Here is an 18116-nt window from a genome sequence, read left to right as displayed (position 1 = left end):
GGTGCGCGCGTCGCGGGCGGCCGGCGACCGCCGGGCTAGCGCTCCCGCACGAACAGCGACTGCGCGCCGCGCCCCACCTCGCCGCGCTCGTCGTGCAGCACGCTGCTCGCCACGCCGACGCCGGACGGTCCGATCACGGTCCGCGCGTCCAGGGCGAACCACTCGCCGACCGGTTCCCGGTGCAGGTGCACGGTCAGGTCGGTGTTGATCGCGTACCAGGTGCGCAGGTCGAGCCGGCTCGACACGCCGCTCGCCGAGTCCGCCGCGGTGAACAGGCGCTGCGTCGCGCTCGGCTCCTCGCCGGCCACCACGCGCACCCGCGGCCGGGCCCACACCACCGCGTCGCCGGGCGTGAAGACCCCGCCGCGGACCGAGCGCCACTCCATCGCCCCCAGGTAGCCGCCCCGCCAGTGCTCCGGGATCGCCATCGGCCCGCACTCCGCCGGCGGGGTCGGCGGCCCCTGGTCGCCGGCCGCGACCGACGCCGTGTCGCCGACCACCATCCGCCAGGCGTGGGCCCGCAGCACCGGCCGGCCGGCGTGCGCGAGTTCCGCGGTCAGCAGCTCCACCGAACGGCCCGGCCGCAGCACCGACGCCGTCACGGTCAGCTCCGCCACCGGCACCGGGCCCAGCACCTCGAACGCGACCCGCGACAGCGCCGTCCCGGGACGCGGCGCGCACCGCTCCAGCGCCCGCACCAGCAGCGCGGACGGCGGCCCGAGGTGCTGGCTGTCCTCGCTCCACGGCCCCGAGGTGTGCCGGGTGGAGGCGAACCGGTCGTCGGCCAGCCGCTCGTAGAACGCGTCCATCGGTCGGCCCCCGTCAGTCGGCCCGGTCCAGCGCGGTCTCCACCCCGGCGTCCGGCTCCGGCCAGCCCGGGTACGGCGGCGGCGTGCCGTCGAACGCCGGGCACAGCGCCTTGTGGTCGCAGTAGTCGCACAGCCTGCCCGGGTTCGGCCGGAAGTCGCCCGACTTCGCCGCGCGCAGGATCGCGTCCCAGATCGCCTCCAGCGTGCGCTCGAAGCGGGTCAGCTCGGCCTCGTCCGGCTGGTAGGCGAGCGCCTGCCGGTCGGCCAGGTACATCAGCCGGAGCTGGCGCGGCACCACGCCCCGCAGCCGCCACAGCACCAGCGCGTAGAACTTCATCTGGAACAGCGCCTTGGCCTCGCCGACCTCGCGCGGCGCGGCGCCCGTCTTGTAGTCGACCACCCGGATCTCGCCGGTCGGCGCCACGTCCACCCGGTCGATGTACCCGCGCAGCAGCACCCCGGAGGGCAGCTCCCACTCCACCAGCAGCTCGCGCGCGTCGGCGTCGAACCGGCGCGGGTCCTCCAGCCCGAAGTAGCCGTCCAGCAGCTCCTCCGCCGAGGCGAGCCACCGCTCCTGCTCCGGGTCGCCCTCGGCGAACAGCTCGGCGAACTCGGGCCGCTCCGCCCGCACCCGCTCCCACGCCGGCCCCAGCAGCGCCCGCGCCGTCTCCGGCAGCCGCTCGGCCGCGGGCAGCCCGAACAGGTCCTCCAGCACCGCGTGCACCACCGTGCCGCGCACCTGCGCCCTCGTCGGCTTCTCCGGCAGCCGGTCGACGGCGCGGAAGCGGTAGAGCAGCGGGCACTGCTTGAAGTCGCCCGCGCGGGAGGGCGACAGCGCCGGCCTGCGGACCGGGCGCTCGGTGATCGTGGGCACTGCCATGGTCGAGAACCATAGGCCAAGCCCCCGACAAGATCGGGTTCCGGCGGGGGCGCCCGGTGCGCTCGTCGGGGTGTGCGCGGGTGTGCCGGTCGGTCTCGCCGTGCAGGTCACGGCGCTGGTGGCGGCGTCGCGGACCGGAGCCCACGGCGGCCCGGCCGACCGGGACGCCGCGCCCGGCGCTGATCCAACACAGTGCCGATACACCCGGCACCCTAGGCTCGGGACGTGGCGACGACGGGGAGTTGGCGGCGGCAGGTCGGCCGGGACGGCGGGCTGCCGCTGTTCCGCGCGGCCGGGATCCCGGTGCTGCTCGCGCCCTCGTGGTGGCTCGGCTCGGCGGCCATCGTGGTGCTCTACGCGCCGCTGGTCGGCCGCATCGCGCCCGGCGCGGGCGGGCTCACCGGCGTGCTGCTGGCCGCCACGTTCGCGATCTTCCTCGGCCTCTCGGTGCTGGCGCACGAACTCGGCCACAGCCTGGTCGCCCTGCGCCTGGGCCTGCCGGTGCGCCGGCTGCGGCTGTTCCTGCTCGGCGGTGTGTCCGAGGTGATGCGCACCCCGACCCGCCCCGGCCACGAGGGCGCCATCGCCGCCGCGGGCCCGATCGTCTCCATCGTGCTGGCCGGCCTGTTCGCGCTGGCCGCCGCCGCCATCCCGCGGCCGGACGCGGTCTGGCTGCTGATCGCGCAGACCGCGTTCGCCAACGCCGCCGTCGCGGTGTTCAACCTGCTCCCCGGCCTGCCGCTGGACGGCGGCCGGATCCTGCGCGCGGGCGTGTGGGCCGTCACGGGCCGCCGCGCGGCGGGCACCAGGGCCGCCGTGATCGGCGGCGGCGTCGTGGCGGCGCTGCTGGTCGTCTGGGCGCTGTGGGGCGTGCTCGACGGGGCCGAGGACCGCTGGATCCGCTTCGGCGTGTGCCTGCTGACCGCGTGGTTCGTGCTGGCCGGCGCGCGCGGCGAGCTGACCGCCGAGCGCCGCAGCACCTGGCCGGACGGCCTGACCCTGGGCCAGCTCGTCCGACCCGTGCTGCAACTGCCCGCCGAGAGCCCGGTGTCGGGCGCGCTCACCGCGTCCGCCGGCCGGGGCGTGGTCCTGGTCCGCGCGGACGGGGTCGCGGCCGGCCTGCTGGACCGCGAGCTGGCCACCCGCCTGGCCAGCACGTCACCGCACGCGCCCGCCGAGCAGGCCGCCGTGCCGATCCGGCCGGAGACCGTGCTGCTGGAGAACGAGACCGGCGCGGAGGTGGTGGAACGCGTGCACGGCACCGCCGCCTGGGAGTACCTGGTGGTCGACCTCGAAGGGCGACCGGCGGGCGTGCTGCGCCGCGAGGACCTCAAGGCCGCGCTGGACCGCCGCTGAGCAGCCCGGCCTCCTGCGCGAGGATCGCCGCCTGCACCCGCGACCGCAGGCCCAGCTTGGTCAGCACCCGGGACACGTGGGTCTTCACCGTCGTCTCACCGATGTGCAGCTTTCGCCCGATCTGGTGATTCGACAGACCCTCGCCCAGGCACACCAGCACCTCGACCTCACGCTCGGTCAACGCGTCGAGCCCGGCCGGGCGAGGCCGCGGCGCGGTCGAGGCGAACTCGCGCATCACCCGCCGCGTCACGCCCGGCGCGAGCACGCCGTCCCCGGCGGCGACCTGCCGCACCGCGTCGACCAGCGCGGACGCCTCCACCGACTTCAGCAGGAACCCGGCCGCGCCCGCCCGCAGCGCGCCCCGCACGTACTCGTCCAGGTCGAACGTGGTCAGCACCAGCACGTCGCACACGCCGCTGAGCCGCCGGGTCGCCTCGATGCCGTCCATCCCGGGCATCCGGATGTCCATCAGCACCACGTCCGGCGCGAGCCGCGTCGCCAGCCGCACCGCCTCCGCGCCGTCCGCCGCCTCGCCGACCACCTCGACGCCGTCCGCGTCGTCGAGGATCATCACCAGGCCCGCGCGGATCGCCGCGTGGTCGTCGGCCACCACGACCCGGATCACAGCGGGAACCCGGCCCGCACGACCCACCCGCCGTCGCCGTCGCGGCCCGCGGAGAACTCCCCGCCGACCAGGTGGGCGCGTTCGGCCATGCTCACCAACCCCGTTCCCGTCCCGTCGCCGCGCGGCCCGTCGACCACGTCGTTGCGCACGACCACCACCAACCGCCTGACCTGCCGTTCCAGCACCACCGACGTGCGCGAGCCCGGCGCGTGCTTCACCGCGTTGGTCAACGCCTCCTGCACGACCCGGTACGCCGCCAGCTCCACCTCCACCGGCAACTCGCCCACGTCGGCGCCGCGCAGCTCCACCGCCAGCCCGCTCGCGGCGGCCGACTCGACCAGCCGGCCCACGTCCGCGAGCCGCACCGCCACCGGCTCGTCCGCGGGCCCGTCGGCCCGCAGCACGTCGATCATGGTCCGCATCTCGGCCAGGGACCGGACGCTGTTCTCGCGGACCGACCTCAGCACCGTGCGCACCCGCTCCGGGTAGGGCTCCCGCACCGACAGCACCGCCTCGGACTGGATGGCGATCGCCGACAGGTGCCCGGCCACCACGTCGTGCAGGTCGCGGGCCATCCGGTTGCGCTCGGCGTTCACCGCGGCCCGCCGGTCCAGCTCGGCGATGCGGGCGACCTGCTCGGCGCTCTCCCGGTGCTGCCGCACGTTCGTCGCCCACCACACGGGCACCACGAGCAGCGAGAACACCTGCAGACCGGTGGAGAAGGACTGCCGCCAGTCGCCCAGCACCGCGGCCGCCACCGTGACGCCGACCGTCGCCACCGCCACGCCGCCCACCAGGAACCGGTGCAGCCGGCGCGGCCCGTGCAGGGTGGCCACGAACAGCACGTCGACGCACACCATCAGCACCGGCATGCCCAGGTCGAAGTGCCAGTCGGTGAGCACGGCCGCCCCGACCACGGCCAACGCCACGGGCGGCGAGCCGCGGCGGAACGCCTGGCCGGCGCACGCCACCGCCAGGACGCCCACCCGGGCCCAGGTCGGCGCCGCGGTGCCCCGGGCGCCCGGCGCCAGGTCCATCCCCAGCCAGGCGACCAGCAGCCCCACGCCGAAGAACAGCGCCGCGACCAGCACGTCCCGGCGTTTCCCGTGGAGCTCCACCCCGTCATCACAGCACAGGGCCGCACGCCGGTCGTCCCCCCAACCGACCCGGCGGCGTCCTACTAACTGATGACGCGATGTCGTTCGGCCCGCCGACGCGCGCGAGGCCGCGAGTGGGCAGGATTGATCCCGTGGTCGATCCGTTGGTAGTCGTCATCGTCGCGTGCGAGATCGGGTTCTGGGTGCTGCTGGGCGCGGGGCTGCTGGCCCGCTACGCGCTCCGGATGCGCAGGCTGAGCGCGGTGCTGCTGGTGTGCACACCCGTCGTGGACGTCGTGCTGCTCGTGGCCACCGTCGTGGACCTGCGGTCGGGCGGGGAGGCCACGGCGGCGCACGGGCTCGCCGCCGTCTACCTGGGCGTGAGCGTGGCGTTCGGGCACACCATGCTGCGGTGGGCCGACCAGCGGGTCGCCCACCGGTTCGCGGGCGGCCCGCCGCCGACCAAGCCTCCCAGGCACGGCGCGGCGAAGGTGCGCTACGAGTGGCGCGAGTGGGGCAAGTTCGTGCTGGCCTGGGCCATCGCGGGCGCGGTGGTGCTGCTGCTCACCTACGTCGCGGGCACGCGGGAGCGCACCCTGGCGCTGTGGGGGCAGATGGCCACCATGACGGTCGTCGGCCTGATCTGGCTGGTCGGCTGGCCCCTGTACCACACGGTCACCGAGCTGTTCCGCAAGGACAAGGCCGCCGTCAAGGGCGACTGAGCGCGTCGGGCGGGGGCGCACCTGCCGCCGGCCGCGCGCGGCGTCCGTGCGACCATCGTGCGCCCTTGACGACGCGTGCAGCAGGAGGTTCGCCGCGGTGAGCACCGCCAGTGGTCCGTTCCGACCGGGAGACCGGGTGCAGTTGACCGACCCGAAGGGACGGCACTACACGATCGTGCTCGAACCGGGCAAGGAGTACCACACCCACCGCGGCGCGTTGCCGCACGACAAGCTCATCGGGCAGCCCGAGGGGTCCGTGGTCGTCTCGGTCGGTGGCACGTCGTTCCTGGCCCTGCGGCCCCTGCTGCCGGACTACGTGCTGTCCATGCCGCGCGGCGCCCAGGTGATCTACCCCAAGGACGCCGCCCAGATCGTCATGTACGGCGACGTGTTCCCCGGCGCGCGGGTGCTGGAGGCCGGCGCCGGGTCGGGCGCCCTGACCTGCTCGTTGCTGCGGGCGGTGGGGGAGAAGGGCAGCGTGACGTCCTACGAGGTGCGGCAGGACCACGCCGACCACGCGGTGCGCAACGTCGAGCAGTTCTTCGGCGAGCGGCCGGGCAACTGGTCGTTGACCGTGGGGGACGTGGCCGCGCACGAGGGCGAGGTCGACCGGGTCGTGCTGGACATGCTCGCGCCCTGGGAGGTGCTGCCCACGGTGTCCCGCAGCCTCATCCCCGGCGGCGTGCTGGTGGTGTACGTGGCGACCACCACGCAGCTGTCGAGGGTCACCGAGGCCATCCGGGAGCAGCAGCACTGGACCGAGCCGCACGCGTGGGAGACGCTCGTGCGGCCGTGGCACGTGGTCGGCCTGGCGGTGCGGCCCGAGCACCGGATGATCGGGCACACCGCGTTCCTGCTGACCACCCGCCGGCTCGCCGACGGCGTCACGCCGCCCCGGCCGCAGCGGAGGCCGTCCAAGGGCTGACGCAAGGCCCTGAACAGCGAGAACGGCCCCGGCACGCGAGGTGCGGGGCCGTTCTCGCGGGTGCGGTCAGTTGTCCGGGCAGGCGACCCAGCCGTCGTCCGTCTTCTTGAACGGCAGCGTGTCGGTCTGGTCCTTGACGAACTCCTTCATGTTGTCCGGGACGCCGTCGAACCGGACCGAGACGGTGGCCGCGGCCTCCGTGTCGCTCTTCTCCTCGACCTTGTCGACGGTGAGGTTGACCTTGATGTTCTTCGCCGCCTCCTGGGCCGCCTCGACCTGCTCCTTCAACTCCGGCGGCAGGTCCTTCAGCTCCTTCTCCAGCTCCGCGGCGAACGCGCCCGGGTCGGTCGCCTTCTTGATATCGTCGATCGTGCCGTGCTTCTCGCTGCAGGTCAGCGTCTTGAGCTTGTCGAAGTCACGGCTGTTGACGGCAGCGACGTAGCTGTCCGCGGCGTCCTTGGCGGTGCCGTTGCCGCCACCGCCCATCGTCAGGACCAGGGCGATGACCACGCCGATCACGACCACGGCCCCGACGCCGCCCAGGATCCACGGCAGCGGGCTCTTCTTCCGCGGCGGCGTGCCGTAGGGGTCGCCGAAACCACCCGGTTGGCCGTAACCGGGCTGGTTGAACTGGCCGGGCGGGCCGTAGGGCGGCTGACCGGGACCGGGCTGACCGGGCTGACCGTAACCACCGGGTGGCGTGCCGTAACCGGGCTGCTGCCCACCCTGTGGGAAACCCTGGGGCGGCGGCGGGTACCCGCCGGGCTGCTGGCCGTACCCCGGCTGCTGGCCGAATTGGCCTGGTTGCTGGCCAAATTGACCCGGCTGCTGACCGTAGGGACCCGGCTGCTGCGGCGGGACGGACATCACGTTCTCCTAGAACTTCTTGCAGGTGGCAGTGGACACTGCCCGGACTGCGCGCGTGGGACTCGTTATGGGACGCACGGTAGCGGGTAGGAGGTTCCGGCAGACACCGGTATGGAGCAGTTGATCCGGCCGAGCGGGCGGTTTGTGTCATCACACGACGCCCGGGAACCCGCTGGGTGGCGGCTTTTGTCGGTGATCGCCGGTACCGTTGTCGTACGAACACGGGAGGAGGGTGCCGACATGCAGCACGGTCATCCCGGCAGCCAGCCCGATGAGGGTGGCGAGCTGAACAAGGGCAACAACTCTGGTGAGCTGACAGCGCAGATCAGGTTCCTGGAGGACGAGATCGCGTTGCTGCGCCGCAAGTTGACGGAATCCCCACGACACGTCCGCCTGCTGGAGCAGCGGTTGGCCGAGGCGACGGAGCGCGTCAGCCAACTGACCGAGCGCAACACGAAGCTCATCGACACCCTTCGAGAAGCACGGAGCCAACTGCTCGCGCTGCGCGAGGAGGTCGACCGCCTCGCCCAGCCGCCGAGCGGTTACGGCGTGTTCCTGGCCAGGTTCGACGACGGCACGGTGGACGTGTTCACCTCCGGCCGCCGCATGCGGGTCTCCGTATCGCCCGCGGTCGAGACGGCGTCGCTGGTCCTGGGCCAGTCGGTGCGCCTGAACGAGGCGTTGACCGTGGTCGAGGGCGGCGACTTCGAGCGCACCGGCGAGGTGTGCACGTTGCGCGAGGTGCTGACGACCGACACGGCGGACGGCTCGATCGGTCGCGCGCTGGTCGTGGGCCACGCCGACGAGGAGCGGGTCGTGTGGCTCGCCCAGCCGCTGATGGACTCGCCGCTGAAGGCGGGCGACTCGCTGCTGGTCGACTCCAAGGCCGGGTTCGCCTACGAGCGCGTGCCCAAGGCCGAGGTCGAGGACCTGGTGCTGGAGGAGGTGCCCGACGTCCGGTACGAGGACATCGGTGGCCTCTACCGGCAGATCGAGCAGATCCGCGACGCCGTGGAGCTGCCGTTCCTGCACGCCGACCTGTTCCGCGAGTACAAGCTGCGTCCGCCCAAGGGCGTGCTGCTCTACGGCCCTCCCGGCTGCGGCAAGACGCTGATCGCCAAGGCGGTGGCGAACTCGCTGGCCAAGCAGGTCCACGCCGCCCGCGGCGAGGACCACCGCGAGGCCAAGAGCTACTTCCTCAACATCAAGGGCCCCGAGCTGCTGAACAAGTTCGTGGGCGAGACCGAGCGGCACATCCGGTTGATCTTCCAGCGGGCCCGGGAGAAGGCGTCCGAGGGCACGCCGGTCATCGTGTTCTTCGACGAGATGGACTCGATCTTCCGGACCCGCGGCAGCGGTGTGTCGTCCGATGTCGAGACCACGATCGTGCCCCAGCTCCTCAGCGAGATCGACGGCGTCGAGGGCCTGGAGAACGTGATCGTGATCGGCGCCTCCAACCGCGAGGACATGATCGACCCGGCGATCCTGCGCCCGGGCCGGCTCGACGTGAAGATCAAGATCGAGCGCCCGGACGCCGAGGGCGCGAAGGACATCTTCAACAAGTACCTGACGCCCGACCTGCCGATCCACGCCGACGACCTGGCCGAGTTCGGCGGCGACCCGGTGGCCTGCATCGACGGCATGGTGCAGCACACGGTCGAGCGGATGTACGAGGAGTCCGAGGAGAACCGGTTCCTCGAGGTCACCTACGCCAACGGTGACAAGGAGGTCCTGTACTTCCGGGACTTCAACTCGGGCGCGATGATCCAGAACATCGTCGACCGCGCGAAGAAGGCGGCCATCAAGAGCCTGCTGGACACCAAGCAGCCGGGCCTGTCGGTGCGCCACCTGCTGGACGCGATCGTGGACGAGTTCGCCGAGAACGAGGATTTGCCCAACACGACCAACCCGGACGACTGGGCGCGGATCTCGGGCAAGAAGGGCGAGCGGATCGTGTACATCCGCACGCTCGTGACCGGCAAGAACCAGGAGTCGGGCCGCGCCATCGACACGGCCACGAACACCGGTCAGTACCTGTGACACCGTCCTACCCGTAACGCCGTCATCGCGCGGCGACCCGCCTGGAACGCCCGCCCCGCCACCTCGGCCGGGCGGGCGTTCCGCGTGGTGGGTGAGGGCGCTGGCGGTGAGTGGGCCGGGACTCGGGCGGGCGTTTCGCATGGTGGATGAGGCGGCGCGTGGGCAGGCTGGGACTCGGGCGGTGCGCGGCCGCCGCGACGCGCCGTTCGCCATCAACGTCGAGCGGCTTGCGTGTGGCAGGCGAGGGCCGGCCGGTGACGCGGGGCTCCTCGGGCGGGTCTCCGCGTGGTGGCTGCGTGACGGCCGGGCCGTGAGCCGGCGGGGCTCGTCGGGCGGGGTGTCCCGCGTGGCGGGCGCGGTGACCGGGTCGGATTCGTCGGCGTTCTGCGCGGTCGGAGGGTCAGGAGCGGGCGGTGACCAGGCCGGACTCGTAGGCGGCGATCACGAGCTGCGCCCGGTCGCGGGCCTGGAGCTTGTGCAGCAGGCGGCCGATGTGGGTCTTCACCGTGCCGGCGGACAGGTACAGCTCGCGCATGATCTCGGCGTTGGAGTACCCGCGGGCGATCAGCAGCAGCACCTCCTGCTCACGTTCCGTGATCGAGTCGAGGCGGACCCGGCGCGGCTCGGGCGTGCGGGAGAACTCGGCCACCAGCCGGCGCGTCACGGACGGTGACAGCAGGGCGTCGCCCTCGGCCACCACCCGGACCGCCGCCAGCACGTCGGCCGGGGGAGTGTCCTTGAGCAGGAACCCGCTCGCCCCGGCCCGCAGCGCCGAGTAGACGTACTCGTCCAGGTCGAACGTGGTCAGGATCAGCACCCTGGCCGCCGAGGAGGCGCTGATCTCGCGGGTCGCCGCGATGCCGTCCACGCCCGGCATCCGGACGTCCATCAGCACCACGTCCGGCGAGGTCGCCCGCACGACCGACACCGCCTCCGCGCCGTCGCCGGCCTCGCCGACCACCCGCAGGTCGGGCGCGGAGTCCACCAGCACCCGGAAGCTGCCCCGCAGCAGCGCCTGGTCGTCCACGATCACCACGTCGATCACGTCAGCGGCACCTCGGCGCGCACCGCGAACCCGCGCCCGGCCAGCGGTCCCGCCGAGAACGTCCCGCCGTACACCGCCACCCGCTCCCTCATCCCGATCAACCCGTGCCCACCGCCGCCACCGGCCAGGACCCGCTCGCCCGGCCCGTCGTCGACCACGCAGACCCGGACCGAATCCTCCCCGACGACGACGGACACCTCGCAGGAGGCCGGCGCCGCGTGCTTGACCACGTTGGTGACCGACTCCTGCACGATCCGGTACACGGTCAGCCCCAGCGCCTCGGGCAGCGAGCCGGACACCGACAGCGACACGTCCACCCCCGCCAGCGACGCGCGCGAGACCAACTCGGGTAAATCGGCCAGACCGGGCATGGGCGCCAGCTCGACCCGCGCGTCCTCCGACCGCAGCACGCCGAGCAGCCGCCGCATCTCCACCAGGGTGCCGCGGGAGGTCCGCTCGATGACCTCCAGGGCCTCCCGCGCCTCTTCGGGGTGCGCCGGGGCCACGTGGGCGGCGACCCCGGCCTTGACCGTGATCAGGCTCAGGCTGTGCGCGACCACGTCGTGCAGTTCCCGGGCGATCCGCATGCGCTCCTCGGTGAGCGCCCGGGACGCGGCCTCGGCCGCCTCGCGGGCCTCGTAGGACCGGCGGACCTGCGTGGTGCGGCCCAACGCCCACGCCGACCCCGTCACCAGCGCCAGGAACACGGCCAGCCCGGCCGAGTCCGGCCACGGCTCGCTGACCAGCACCGCGACCCACGCCGTGCCGACCGAGCACACCAGCGCGGCCACCGCCACCCGGTGCGCGCAGACCGCGGCCACCATGTACAGCGCGAACGCGGTCGCGCTGTAGGGCTCCAGCGTGACGTGGGTCAGGGTGGCCACGTTCTGCGCGGCCAGCACGACGCCGAGCGTCAGCACCGGCCGCTTGCGGCGCAGCGCCAGCGGCGCGCCGACCAGCGCCGCGAGCGGCACGCCCAGCCACAGCGACACCCCGCCGGCGCGGGCGAACTCCAGGTACACCGTGACGACCAGCACCGCGGCCGCCGTGTCGAGCGCATACAGGTAGGCGGTCGGCAGCAGGCGCAGGACTCGTGAGGTCACGCTCGGCACCGTAATCGGCGGCGGGGCGGAGGGCGTCGGACCACGGTCCGACCCGAAACCCCGGACCCTGGTCCGATCCGCCCGCCCCCACACCCGAGCAGGCTCATCCCCATGATCCAAGTGAGGCACCTGACCAAGCGCTACGGCCGCGCCCGCGCCGTGGACGGCCTGTCGTTCGAGGTGAAGCCCGGTTACGTCGCCGGCTTCCTGGGGCCCAACGGGGCCGGCAAGTCCACCACGATGCGGGCGATCCTGGGCCTGGACCGGCCGACCAGCGGCGAGGCGCTCGTCGAGGGCCGGCGCTACGCCGACATCCGCCGCCCGATGCACCACGTCGGCGCGCTGCTCGACGCGGGCGCGGTGCACGGCGGCCGGTCGGCCTACGACCACCTGCGCGTGCTCGCCCGCAGCAACGGCATCAAGGACCGCCGGGTCGTCGCGGCCCTGGAGCAGGTCGGGCTGGCGGGCGTGGCCAGGAGACGCGTGGGGTCGCTGTCGCTGGGCATGAAGCAACGCCTCGGCGTGGCGGCGGCCCTGCTCGGCGATCCCGGCGTGCTGCTGTTCGACGAGCCGGTCAACGGCCTCGACCCGGAGGGCATCCGGTGGATCCGGCACCTGATGCGCGGCCTGGCGCGCGAGGGCCGCACGGTCCTGGTGTCGAGCCACCTGATGAGCGAGATGGCGCTGACCGCCGACCGGGTGATCGTCATCGGGCGGGGCAGGCTCATCCTCGAGAGTTCGATGCAGGACCTGCAGGAGAGGTTCAAGAAGGACGTGCTCGTCCGGACGCCGGACCGGTCGGCCCTGGTGACCGCCCTGACCGCCGCCGGCGCGAGCACGGAGGCCGAGGACGGCGCGCTGCTCGTGCACGGCCTGGACGCCCCGGCCATCGCCGACCTGGCCGCCCGCGCCCGCATCCCGATCCACGAGCTGACCCCGCGCAGCGCGTCCCTGGAGGACGCCTACCTGGAGCTGACCGAGGACAGCGTGGAGTACCGCACGAAGGAGACCGCCCGATGACGGACGTGCTGAACTCGGAGTGGTTGAAGCTCCGCTCGGTCCGCTCGACCACCTACGTCCTGCTCGCGATCGCGGCGTCGCTGGCGGTGGGCGCGCTGGTGTCGTACCTGATGACGGCCGACTGGGACACCTCGCCGCCGGACGTGCGGGAGAAGTTCGGAGCCGCCGACCCGAGCATGATGGTGGTCCCGTTCACCCAGTTCTGCCTGGGCGTCCTGGGTGCCCTGGCGATCACCGCGGAGTACGGCAGCGGCATGATCCGGACCACCCTCGTCACCGTGCCCCAACGCCGGAAGTACCTGCTGGCGAAGGTCGTCGTGGTGGCAGGCGCGTCCCTGGGCGTCGGCGCGGTCACCACCCTGCTGGCCTACCAGACGGGCGAACTGATCACGGGCGACCGCCCGGAACCGATCTCGGCCTACGGCTCGTTCGCCGACGCCCTGCCGGCCCTGCTGGCGAACACAGCCTCGCTGGTGCTGCTGGCCCTGCTCGGCCTGGCCCTGGGCTTCATCCTCCGCTCCACCGCGGGCACCCTGGTGACCCTGTGCGCCCTGCTGTTCGTCGTGCCCTCCCTGACCATGCTCCTCCCGGAGCCGTGGGACGAGCGCGCCTACTCGATCACGCTCCCCGCCCTCGCCCCCCAACTCTCGGGGGAGATGTCGGGCACCCCACTGTCCCCGCCCTACGCCGCCCTGACCATGCTGCTCTACGTCCTGCTCACCCTGACCACCGCCACCATCACCCTCCACCACCGCGACGCCTAACCACCCCACCCCACCCGCACACCCACCTCCGCCCCTCTCACCCGATCTCCCCCGCTAGTGCGTTGACCACATAGGTTCGCCGGGTTGGTCAGGCTGCTCGTGGTCGGCCCCAGCGTTGGTGGCGTTCGCTGCGGATGCGTGCTCGTTCGCGGCGTTGGGCGTCGAGGACGTCGGGGTGGCGGGCGTTGGCGTTGCGCCAGCGCAGGTGTTGTTGGAGCCGTCTGGCCAGGACGGTGTGGTTGGGGTGGTTGGAGTTGGCGATGACGAAGGTGCGCAGTGGTCCGAACTGCGGCTCGATGGGGTTGGTCCAGGAGGCGTAGGTCGGGGTCAGGCAGATCTCGACGTTGTTGTCGGCAGCCCAGCCGAGGATTTCGGGGTCTTGTTGGCCGACAGGTTGTCCATGATCACGTGGATCGGCGCGCCGTCCGGTCTGGCCGCCCGGATCGACCTGAGGGCGGCCAGGCTGTGGTCGCCGCCCTTGCGGCGGCGGGTCACGTCCCAGAGCTTGTCGTCACCGATGGAACAGCAGCCGTGGAAGTAGCGGATGCCGTGGGTGCGGCGGTAGGTCGCCGGCAGTCGGTCGGGCCTGGTTCTCGGTGCCCAGCCGGAGCCGTGGTGCGGGCGGATCGACAGCGGCCCGAACTGGTCGAAGGCGAAACACCGCTTCGGGAACCTGGTCAGGACCTCGTCGATGCGGTCGAGTTTGGCGTCGAAGTCCGGATCGTTGGAGGTCTTCCAGGTCCGGGTGCGCTGGAAGGTGATCCCGTGTTCGCGCAGGATCTGCCGCAGTCGTTCCCGACCGATGCGGACCCGCCGGTCGGGGTTGCGGTGCAGGTGGGCGGCGAGTGTGCGCAGGCTTGACCGGGTGAAGGGCAGGCCCGCCCTCGCGGGGCGGGCCTTGGCCGTCGCCAGGACGAACGCGATGTCGTCGGGGCCGATCAGGCGGGGACGGCCTCCCGCCCAGCTAGGGTCCACTGCCGCCAGGCCGCGGGCGTTGAAGTCGTGGATCACGTCCCGCACGGTGTCCGGGTCGGCCGCGACCAGCCGTGCGATCGACGGCGCGGGTGTCCCGGACGACGACGCCAGGATGATCATCGCCCGGCGCATCCGGATCGTGCCCTGCTTGCCCCGCCGCACGTAGTTCAGCAGACGACGGCCCTCGTCCTCGGTTAATCGACGTGCTCTGACCGGCTCGGCCATCAACCCGTCCTCATGCTCGGCGGCGACTACGTCACCACCGAGCATGGGATCACCACGAACCGGAGTCGGGGACCTTGTCCGGCGTGTCCCCAACCCGGTGAACATATGTGGTCAACGCACTAGGGCCTGTCCTCAAAGTGGGTGTGGCGGGTCTGCTGTGATCTTGGCGTGTGGTGCGCAGGCATGAGTTGACCGACGAGCGGTGGCAGGCGATCGAGCCGTTGCCGCCGGCCTCGGGCGCGAAAGGCCGTCCGCGGGTGGACGACCGTCGGGTGATCAACGGGATGCTGTTCAAGGCCAAGACCGGGGTCGCCTGGCGTGACCTGCCGGAACGCCACGGGCCGTGGAGGACGGTCTGCAACCGGTTCTGGCGCTGGTCGCGCGACGGCACCCTCACCACGCTGGTCGGGAAGGTGCGGGTGGTCGCCGAGGCGATCGACAAGCCCGACCGCGAGGTCTCGGTGGACTCCGGCATCGTGCCCGCCCACCGGCACGCCGCCGGAGCCCGCCGCACGACCGCGACCGCGTCCCACACGGGGGGCGGACGGATCGTGCGGCGGGCACAACGAGCCAGGTGATCATGCCATCGGCCGCTCCCGGGGCGGACCCGCCACCGGATCCACCTGGCATGCGACGGCCACGGCCGACCCCTGTCGATCGTCCTGACCGGCGGCAACACCATCGACTACACCCGGTTCACCCGGGTCATGGCCGGCCTCCCGGAACGCCGTGACCAGCAGGCCAACCGCAAACGCAAAGGCCGAACCGGCGGACGCCCGTTGGTCTTCGACCGCACCGCCGACAAACGCCGCAACGTGGTCGAGCGCTGCTTCAACCGACTCAAGCAGTTCCGTGCCATCGCCACCCGCTTCGACCCGACCGCCACCTCCTACCGAGCCATGCTCGACCTGGCCACCCTGCTCATCTGGCTTTGAGGACAGGCCCTAGCCAACCGAGGACGAGGGCCGTCGCCTCCTGGACTACGTGCGTCGGGGCAAGCAGGGAACCATCCGGATGCGCCGGGCGATGATCATCCTTGCCTCGTCGTCCGGGACACCGGCTCCGTCGATCGCCCGGTTGGTCGCCGCCGACCCGGACACCGTCCACGACGTCATCCACGACTTCAACGCCCGTGGCCTGGCGACGCTGGACCCTAGGTGGGCGGGAGGCCGTCCTCGCCTGATCAGCCGCGACGACGAAGCGTTCGTCGTGGCGGCGGCCAAGGCCCGCCCGACCTGGGCGGGCCTGCCCTTCACCCGGTGGAGCCTGCGCACACTCGCCGCCCACCTGCACCGCAACCCCGACCGGCGGGTCCGGATCGGCCGGGAACGGCTGCGACAGATCCTGCACCGCCACGGTGTCACCTTCCAGCGCACCGGGATCTGGAAGACCTCCAACGACCCGACCTTCGACGCCAAACTCGACCGCATCGACGAGGTCCTGACCCGTTTCCCGAACCGGTGTTTCGCCTTCGACCAGTTCGGGCCGCTGTCGATCCGTCCGCACCACGGTGCCGACACCTGCGCTGGCACAACGCCAACGCACGCCACCCCGACATCCTCGCCGCGCAACGCCGCGAACGGGCCCTTGTCCGCAGCGAACGCCACCAACGCTGGGGCCGACCACAATCCCAAGCGGCCTGACCAACCCGGCAGAAGTTCGTGGTCAGCGGTGATGTCCGGCAAGCCGGTGATCAGGGCGTCCGACAGTTCCTGCTCGCTCCTCGCCCCAACCCGCACCGCCCGCACCTACCGCGTACCCCATGTGCGTCGCCGAACCAACCGTTGCTCGCACGTCCAACCCGAAGCCGACGCGGCCGGGAGATGACTGCGGTCCCGCGAACGGTGAGGGCTGTGGGCGTGGTCGGTCGGCACGATCGAGTGGCCCGTCGGGGAGCGGCGGGCGGGGACGCCTCGCACGACGGGCGGCGGGGTGGAAGGGGCCGATACCGTGTCCGGCGTGCCCGACTTCGCCCTCGGCCTGGCCGCCCTCGGCCGGCCCGCGTACATCAACCTCGGCCGCGACGGGGTGTTGCCCGAACGGCGGGACGTGGACGCCATGCGCGCGCAGTGCCACGCCGTCCTGGACGCCGCCTACGCGGCCGGGGTGAGGCGGGTGGACGCGGCACGCTCCTACGGGCGCGCGGAGGAGTTCCTGGCGCAGTGGCTGGCCGAGCGGGGTCACCAGGACGTCCTCGTCTCCAGCAAGTGGGGCTACGCCTACGTCGCCGACTGGCGGCGGGACGCGGCCACGCACGAGGTCAAGGAGCACTCGCTCGACCGGTTCACCCGGCAGTGGCGCGAGACCGAGGAACTCCTCGGCCCGCACGTCGGCCTCTACAGCGTGCACTCGCTGACGCCCGACAGCCCGCTCTTCGGCGACCTCGACCTGCTCGTGGCCCTGGGCGGCCTGCGGGACTCCGGGGTCCGGCTCGGCTTCTCGACTTCCGGCCCGCACCAGGGCGACACCATCCGCCGCGCGCTGGAGCTGGCCGTCGAAGGGCGGCGGCTGTTCGAGGCCGTCCAGGCGACCTGGAACGTGCTGGAGACCTCCGCCGCGCCCGCGCTGGCGTTCGCCAAGGAGTCCGGCGCGGAGGTGTTCGTCAAGGAGGGCCTGGCGAACGGCCGCCTGGCGGTCGACCCGCCGCCCCGGGTTAGCGAGCTGGCCCGCGAGCACGGCGTCGGCCCGGACGCGATCGCCCTGGCCGCCGTGCTCGCCCAGCCGTGGGTCGACGTGGTGCTCTCCGGCGCGGCCGGTCCGGGGCAGCTGCGGGACAACCTCAGGGCACGCAATGTCGCCCTCGACCCGGACGCGCTCGCGGACTGCGCCGAGCCGGCCGACCGGTACTGGGCTACTCGGGCGTCGCTCGCCTGGTCGTGAGCCGGACCGCGCCGGACTCCAGGTCGACCGGCCCGCGCGGTGGCGCGCCCGACTCCTCGTCCTCGCCCAGCATCAACGTCACCTGCCGTTGCTCCAGCTCGACGTGCTTGCCGCCGTGGAACAGGGTGGTGAACTCGTCCAACGCCGTCGCCGACACGACCGGGTGGCCCTGGCGCCTGCGGACCCACCTCAGCAGCCGCTCGCCGGCCGCCAGGCACACCAGCAGCACGGCCAGGCCGGGGATCGACAGCGCGAACATCATGCCCATCGGAACCACTCCCGGATCAACGCCCGACCGTCCGGCACCACCGGCCACCCCGGGTCCTCCGCCGAGGCGCGCACCTCGTCCAGCCCCATCCAGCCTCCCCACGCCACTTCCTCCGGCTGATGGGTGAACGGCCCATCGCTGCGCACGTCGTAAACGTGCGCGACGTAGCGGATGGTTCCGTCCACGAACGTCGTCCTGAACCGGAACTCCGGCGTCGCCACGACCCCCAGCTCCTCGGCCAGCTCGCGCACCGCGCACTCGTCCGGCGTCTCGCCCGCCGCGACGACGCCGCCGCAGGTCGGGTCGTACAACCCGGGGTAGACGTCCTTGGTGTCGGTGCGCCGGTGCACGTACACCCGCTCCCCGTCGAGGGAGCGCACCACGATCGCCGCGCACGCGTGCCACAGGCCCTCCGCGCGCACCCGGGCGCGCGTCGCCGTGCCGATGGGCGTGCCGTCGGGGTCCACCAGAACCACGTGCTCCACGCGAAGATCCTCCCCAGGTCGTACCGGCCG

19 protein-coding genes and 1 pseudogene are annotated in these 18116 nt (G+C 72.7%); 10 read left to right on the top strand and 10 right to left on the bottom strand.

Features of this window, described 5'->3' with window-relative positions; translation table 11 throughout:
* Window positions 1–35 precede the first annotated feature (35 nt).
* The gene (locus ACWEFJ_RS08560; RefSeq protein ID WP_449713323.1) at window positions 36–809 is read right to left on the bottom strand and encodes a thioesterase family protein; all 774 of its coding nucleotides are present in this window, start codon (window positions 807–809) and stop codon (window positions 36–38) included.
* A 13-nt stretch (window positions 810–822) separates the two neighbouring features.
* A complete protein-coding gene (locus tag ACWEFJ_RS08555) occupies window positions 823–1689 on the bottom strand; it encodes a RecB family exonuclease (protein ID WP_378085782.1) in 867 nt (288 codons plus the stop codon).
* 225 nt (window positions 1690–1914) lie between these two features.
* Here ACWEFJ_RS08555 and ACWEFJ_RS08550 point away from each other — a divergent pair, with 225 nt between their 5' ends.
* Window positions 1915–3045 (top strand): site-2 protease family protein, encoded by a 1131-nt coding sequence (locus ACWEFJ_RS08550; RefSeq protein WP_378085784.1) that lies wholly within the window; start codon window positions 1915–1917, stop codon window positions 3043–3045.
* Here ACWEFJ_RS08550 and ACWEFJ_RS08545 read toward each other — a convergent pair.
* Complete coding sequence (locus ACWEFJ_RS08545; RefSeq protein ID WP_449713322.1) at window positions 3020–3670, bottom strand: response regulator; 651 nt, start codon at window positions 3668–3670, stop codon at window positions 3020–3022. The two genes, ACWEFJ_RS08550 and ACWEFJ_RS08545, sit on opposite strands and share 26 nt — an antisense overlap.
* Entirely contained in the window at window positions 3667–4788 is a 1122-nt protein-coding gene (locus tag ACWEFJ_RS08540; RefSeq protein ID WP_378085786.1) for a sensor histidine kinase, read from the bottom strand. The genes ACWEFJ_RS08545 and ACWEFJ_RS08540 overlap by 4 nt, the downstream gene beginning before the upstream one ends.
* Window positions 4789–4919: 131 nt before the next feature.
* On the opposite strand from ACWEFJ_RS08540, the gene ACWEFJ_RS08535 reads away from it, so the two are divergent.
* Together ACWEFJ_RS08535 and ACWEFJ_RS08530 are read left to right on the top strand one after the other, a co-directional pair.
* Window positions 4920–5489 carry a hypothetical protein gene (locus ACWEFJ_RS08535; RefSeq protein WP_378085788.1) on the top strand — a complete coding sequence of 190 codons (570 nt, stop codon included), beginning with the start codon at window positions 4920–4922 and terminating at the stop codon, window positions 5487–5489.
* Between the two features lie 97 nt (window positions 5490–5586).
* Window positions 5587–6414 carry a tRNA (adenine-N1)-methyltransferase gene (locus ACWEFJ_RS08530; protein ID WP_378085790.1) on the top strand — a complete coding sequence of 276 codons (828 nt, stop codon included), beginning with the start codon at window positions 5587–5589 and terminating at the stop codon, window positions 6412–6414.
* A gap of 66 nt (window positions 6415–6480) precedes the next feature.
* On the opposite strand, the gene ACWEFJ_RS08525 is transcribed toward ACWEFJ_RS08530, so the two are convergent.
* Entirely contained in the window at window positions 6481–7281 is an 801-nt protein-coding gene (locus ACWEFJ_RS08525) for an Rv0361 family membrane protein (protein WP_378085792.1), read from the bottom strand.
* Window positions 7282–7521: 240 nt separating this feature from the next.
* On the opposite strand from ACWEFJ_RS08525, the gene arc reads away from it, so the two are divergent.
* Window positions 7522–9321, top strand: a complete 1800-nt coding sequence (arc, locus tag ACWEFJ_RS08520; protein ID WP_378085794.1) for a proteasome ATPase — start codon at window positions 7522–7524, stop codon at window positions 9319–9321.
* Between the two features lie 400 nt (window positions 9322–9721).
* Here arc and ACWEFJ_RS08515 read toward each other — a convergent pair whose 3' ends face one another.
* Together ACWEFJ_RS08515 and ACWEFJ_RS08510 are read right to left on the bottom strand one after the other, a co-directional pair.
* Entirely contained in the window at window positions 9722–10366 is a 645-nt protein-coding gene (locus ACWEFJ_RS08515) for a response regulator (RefSeq protein ID WP_378085796.1), read from the bottom strand.
* On the bottom strand, window positions 10363–11469 hold the full coding sequence (locus ACWEFJ_RS08510; RefSeq protein WP_449713321.1) for a sensor histidine kinase: 1107 nt from the start codon (window positions 11467–11469) through the stop codon (window positions 10363–10365). Before ACWEFJ_RS08510 ends, ACWEFJ_RS08515 begins: the two co-directional genes overlap by 4 nt.
* A gap of 111 nt (window positions 11470–11580) precedes the next feature.
* On the opposite strand from ACWEFJ_RS08510, the gene ACWEFJ_RS08505 reads away from it, so the two are divergent.
* Both ACWEFJ_RS08505 and ACWEFJ_RS08500 read left to right on the top strand, forming a co-directional pair.
* On the top strand, window positions 11581–12489 hold the full coding sequence (locus ACWEFJ_RS08505) for an ABC transporter ATP-binding protein (RefSeq protein WP_449713320.1): 909 nt from the start codon (window positions 11581–11583) through the stop codon (window positions 12487–12489).
* Complete coding sequence (locus ACWEFJ_RS08500) at window positions 12486–13253, top strand: ABC transporter permease (RefSeq protein ID WP_378085802.1); 768 nt, start codon at window positions 12486–12488, stop codon at window positions 13251–13253. Before ACWEFJ_RS08505 ends, ACWEFJ_RS08500 begins: the two co-directional genes overlap by 4 nt.
* 88 nt (window positions 13254–13341) lie before the next feature.
* Here ACWEFJ_RS08500 and ACWEFJ_RS08495 read toward each other — a convergent pair.
* A pseudogene (locus tag ACWEFJ_RS08495) lies at window positions 13342–14453 on the bottom strand (IS630 family transposase).
* Between the two features lie 173 nt (window positions 14454–14626).
* Between ACWEFJ_RS08495 and ACWEFJ_RS08490 the strand changes: the two are divergent.
* The 4 genes from ACWEFJ_RS08490 to ACWEFJ_RS08475 all read left to right on the top strand — a co-directional run bounded on the left by ACWEFJ_RS08490 (window position 14627) and on the right by ACWEFJ_RS08475 (window position 17333).
* Window positions 14627–15031, top strand: coding sequence for an IS5 family transposase (locus ACWEFJ_RS08490; protein WP_449713319.1), 405 nt, complete (start codon window positions 14627–14629; stop codon window positions 15029–15031).
* Between the two features lie 129 nt (window positions 15032–15160).
* Window positions 15161–15388 (top strand): hypothetical protein, encoded by a 228-nt coding sequence (locus tag ACWEFJ_RS08485; protein WP_449713318.1) that lies wholly within the window; start codon window positions 15161–15163, stop codon window positions 15386–15388.
* A 49-nt stretch (window positions 15389–15437) separates the two neighbouring features.
* Window positions 15438–16280, top strand: coding sequence for a helix-turn-helix domain-containing protein (locus ACWEFJ_RS08480; protein WP_449713317.1), 843 nt, complete (start codon window positions 15438–15440; stop codon window positions 16278–16280).
* 132 nt (window positions 16281–16412) lie between these two features.
* Window positions 16413–17333, top strand: a complete 921-nt coding sequence (locus ACWEFJ_RS08475; RefSeq protein WP_449713316.1) for an aldo/keto reductase — start codon at window positions 16413–16415, stop codon at window positions 17331–17333.
* Here the strand turns inward: ACWEFJ_RS08475 and ACWEFJ_RS08470 are convergent.
* Together ACWEFJ_RS08470 and ACWEFJ_RS08465 are read right to left on the bottom strand one after the other, a co-directional pair.
* A complete protein-coding gene (locus ACWEFJ_RS08470; protein ID WP_378085808.1) occupies window positions 17305–17601 on the bottom strand; it encodes a DUF6191 domain-containing protein in 297 nt (98 codons plus the stop codon). The two genes, ACWEFJ_RS08475 and ACWEFJ_RS08470, sit on opposite strands and share 29 nt — an antisense overlap.
* Window positions 17592–18086: an NUDIX hydrolase gene (locus tag ACWEFJ_RS08465; RefSeq protein ID WP_449713315.1), complete on the bottom strand. Its 495-nt coding sequence runs from the start codon at window positions 18084–18086 to the stop codon at window positions 17592–17594. The genes ACWEFJ_RS08470 and ACWEFJ_RS08465 overlap by 10 nt, the downstream gene beginning before the upstream one ends.
* Window positions 18087–18116 lie beyond the last annotated feature (30 nt).

Source organism: Actinosynnema sp. NPDC004786, from assembly GCF_053601135.1.
The sequence above is the reverse complement of the archived record's forward strand: the minus strand, read 5'-3'. Positions and strand labels throughout refer to the sequence as shown.

Coding starts and splice junctions, on each gene's coding strand:
- ACWEFJ_RS08560 (WP_449713323.1), bottom strand. CDS start 809: ATGGACGCGTTCTACGAGCGGCTGGCCGACGACCGGTTCGCCTCCACC.
- ACWEFJ_RS08470 (WP_378085808.1), bottom strand. CDS start 17,601: ATGGGCATGATGTTCGCGCTGTCGATCCCCGGCCTGGCCGTGCTGCTG.
- arc (WP_378085794.1), top strand. CDS start 7,522: ATGCAGCACGGTCATCCCGGCAGCCAGCCCGATGAGGGTGGCGAGCTG.
- ACWEFJ_RS08555 (WP_378085782.1), bottom strand. CDS start 1,689: ATGGCAGTGCCCACGATCACCGAGCGCCCGGTCCGCAGGCCGGCGCTG.
- ACWEFJ_RS08525 (WP_378085792.1), bottom strand. CDS start 7,281: ATGTCCGTCCCGCCGCAGCAGCCGGGTCCCTACGGTCAGCAGCCGGGT.
- ACWEFJ_RS08500 (WP_378085802.1), top strand. CDS start 12,486: ATGACGGACGTGCTGAACTCGGAGTGGTTGAAGCTCCGCTCGGTCCGC.
- ACWEFJ_RS08505 (WP_449713320.1), top strand. CDS start 11,581: ATGATCCAAGTGAGGCACCTGACCAAGCGCTACGGCCGCGCCCGCGCC.
- ACWEFJ_RS08485 (WP_449713318.1), top strand. CDS start 15,161: ATGGCCGGCCTCCCGGAACGCCGTGACCAGCAGGCCAACCGCAAACGC.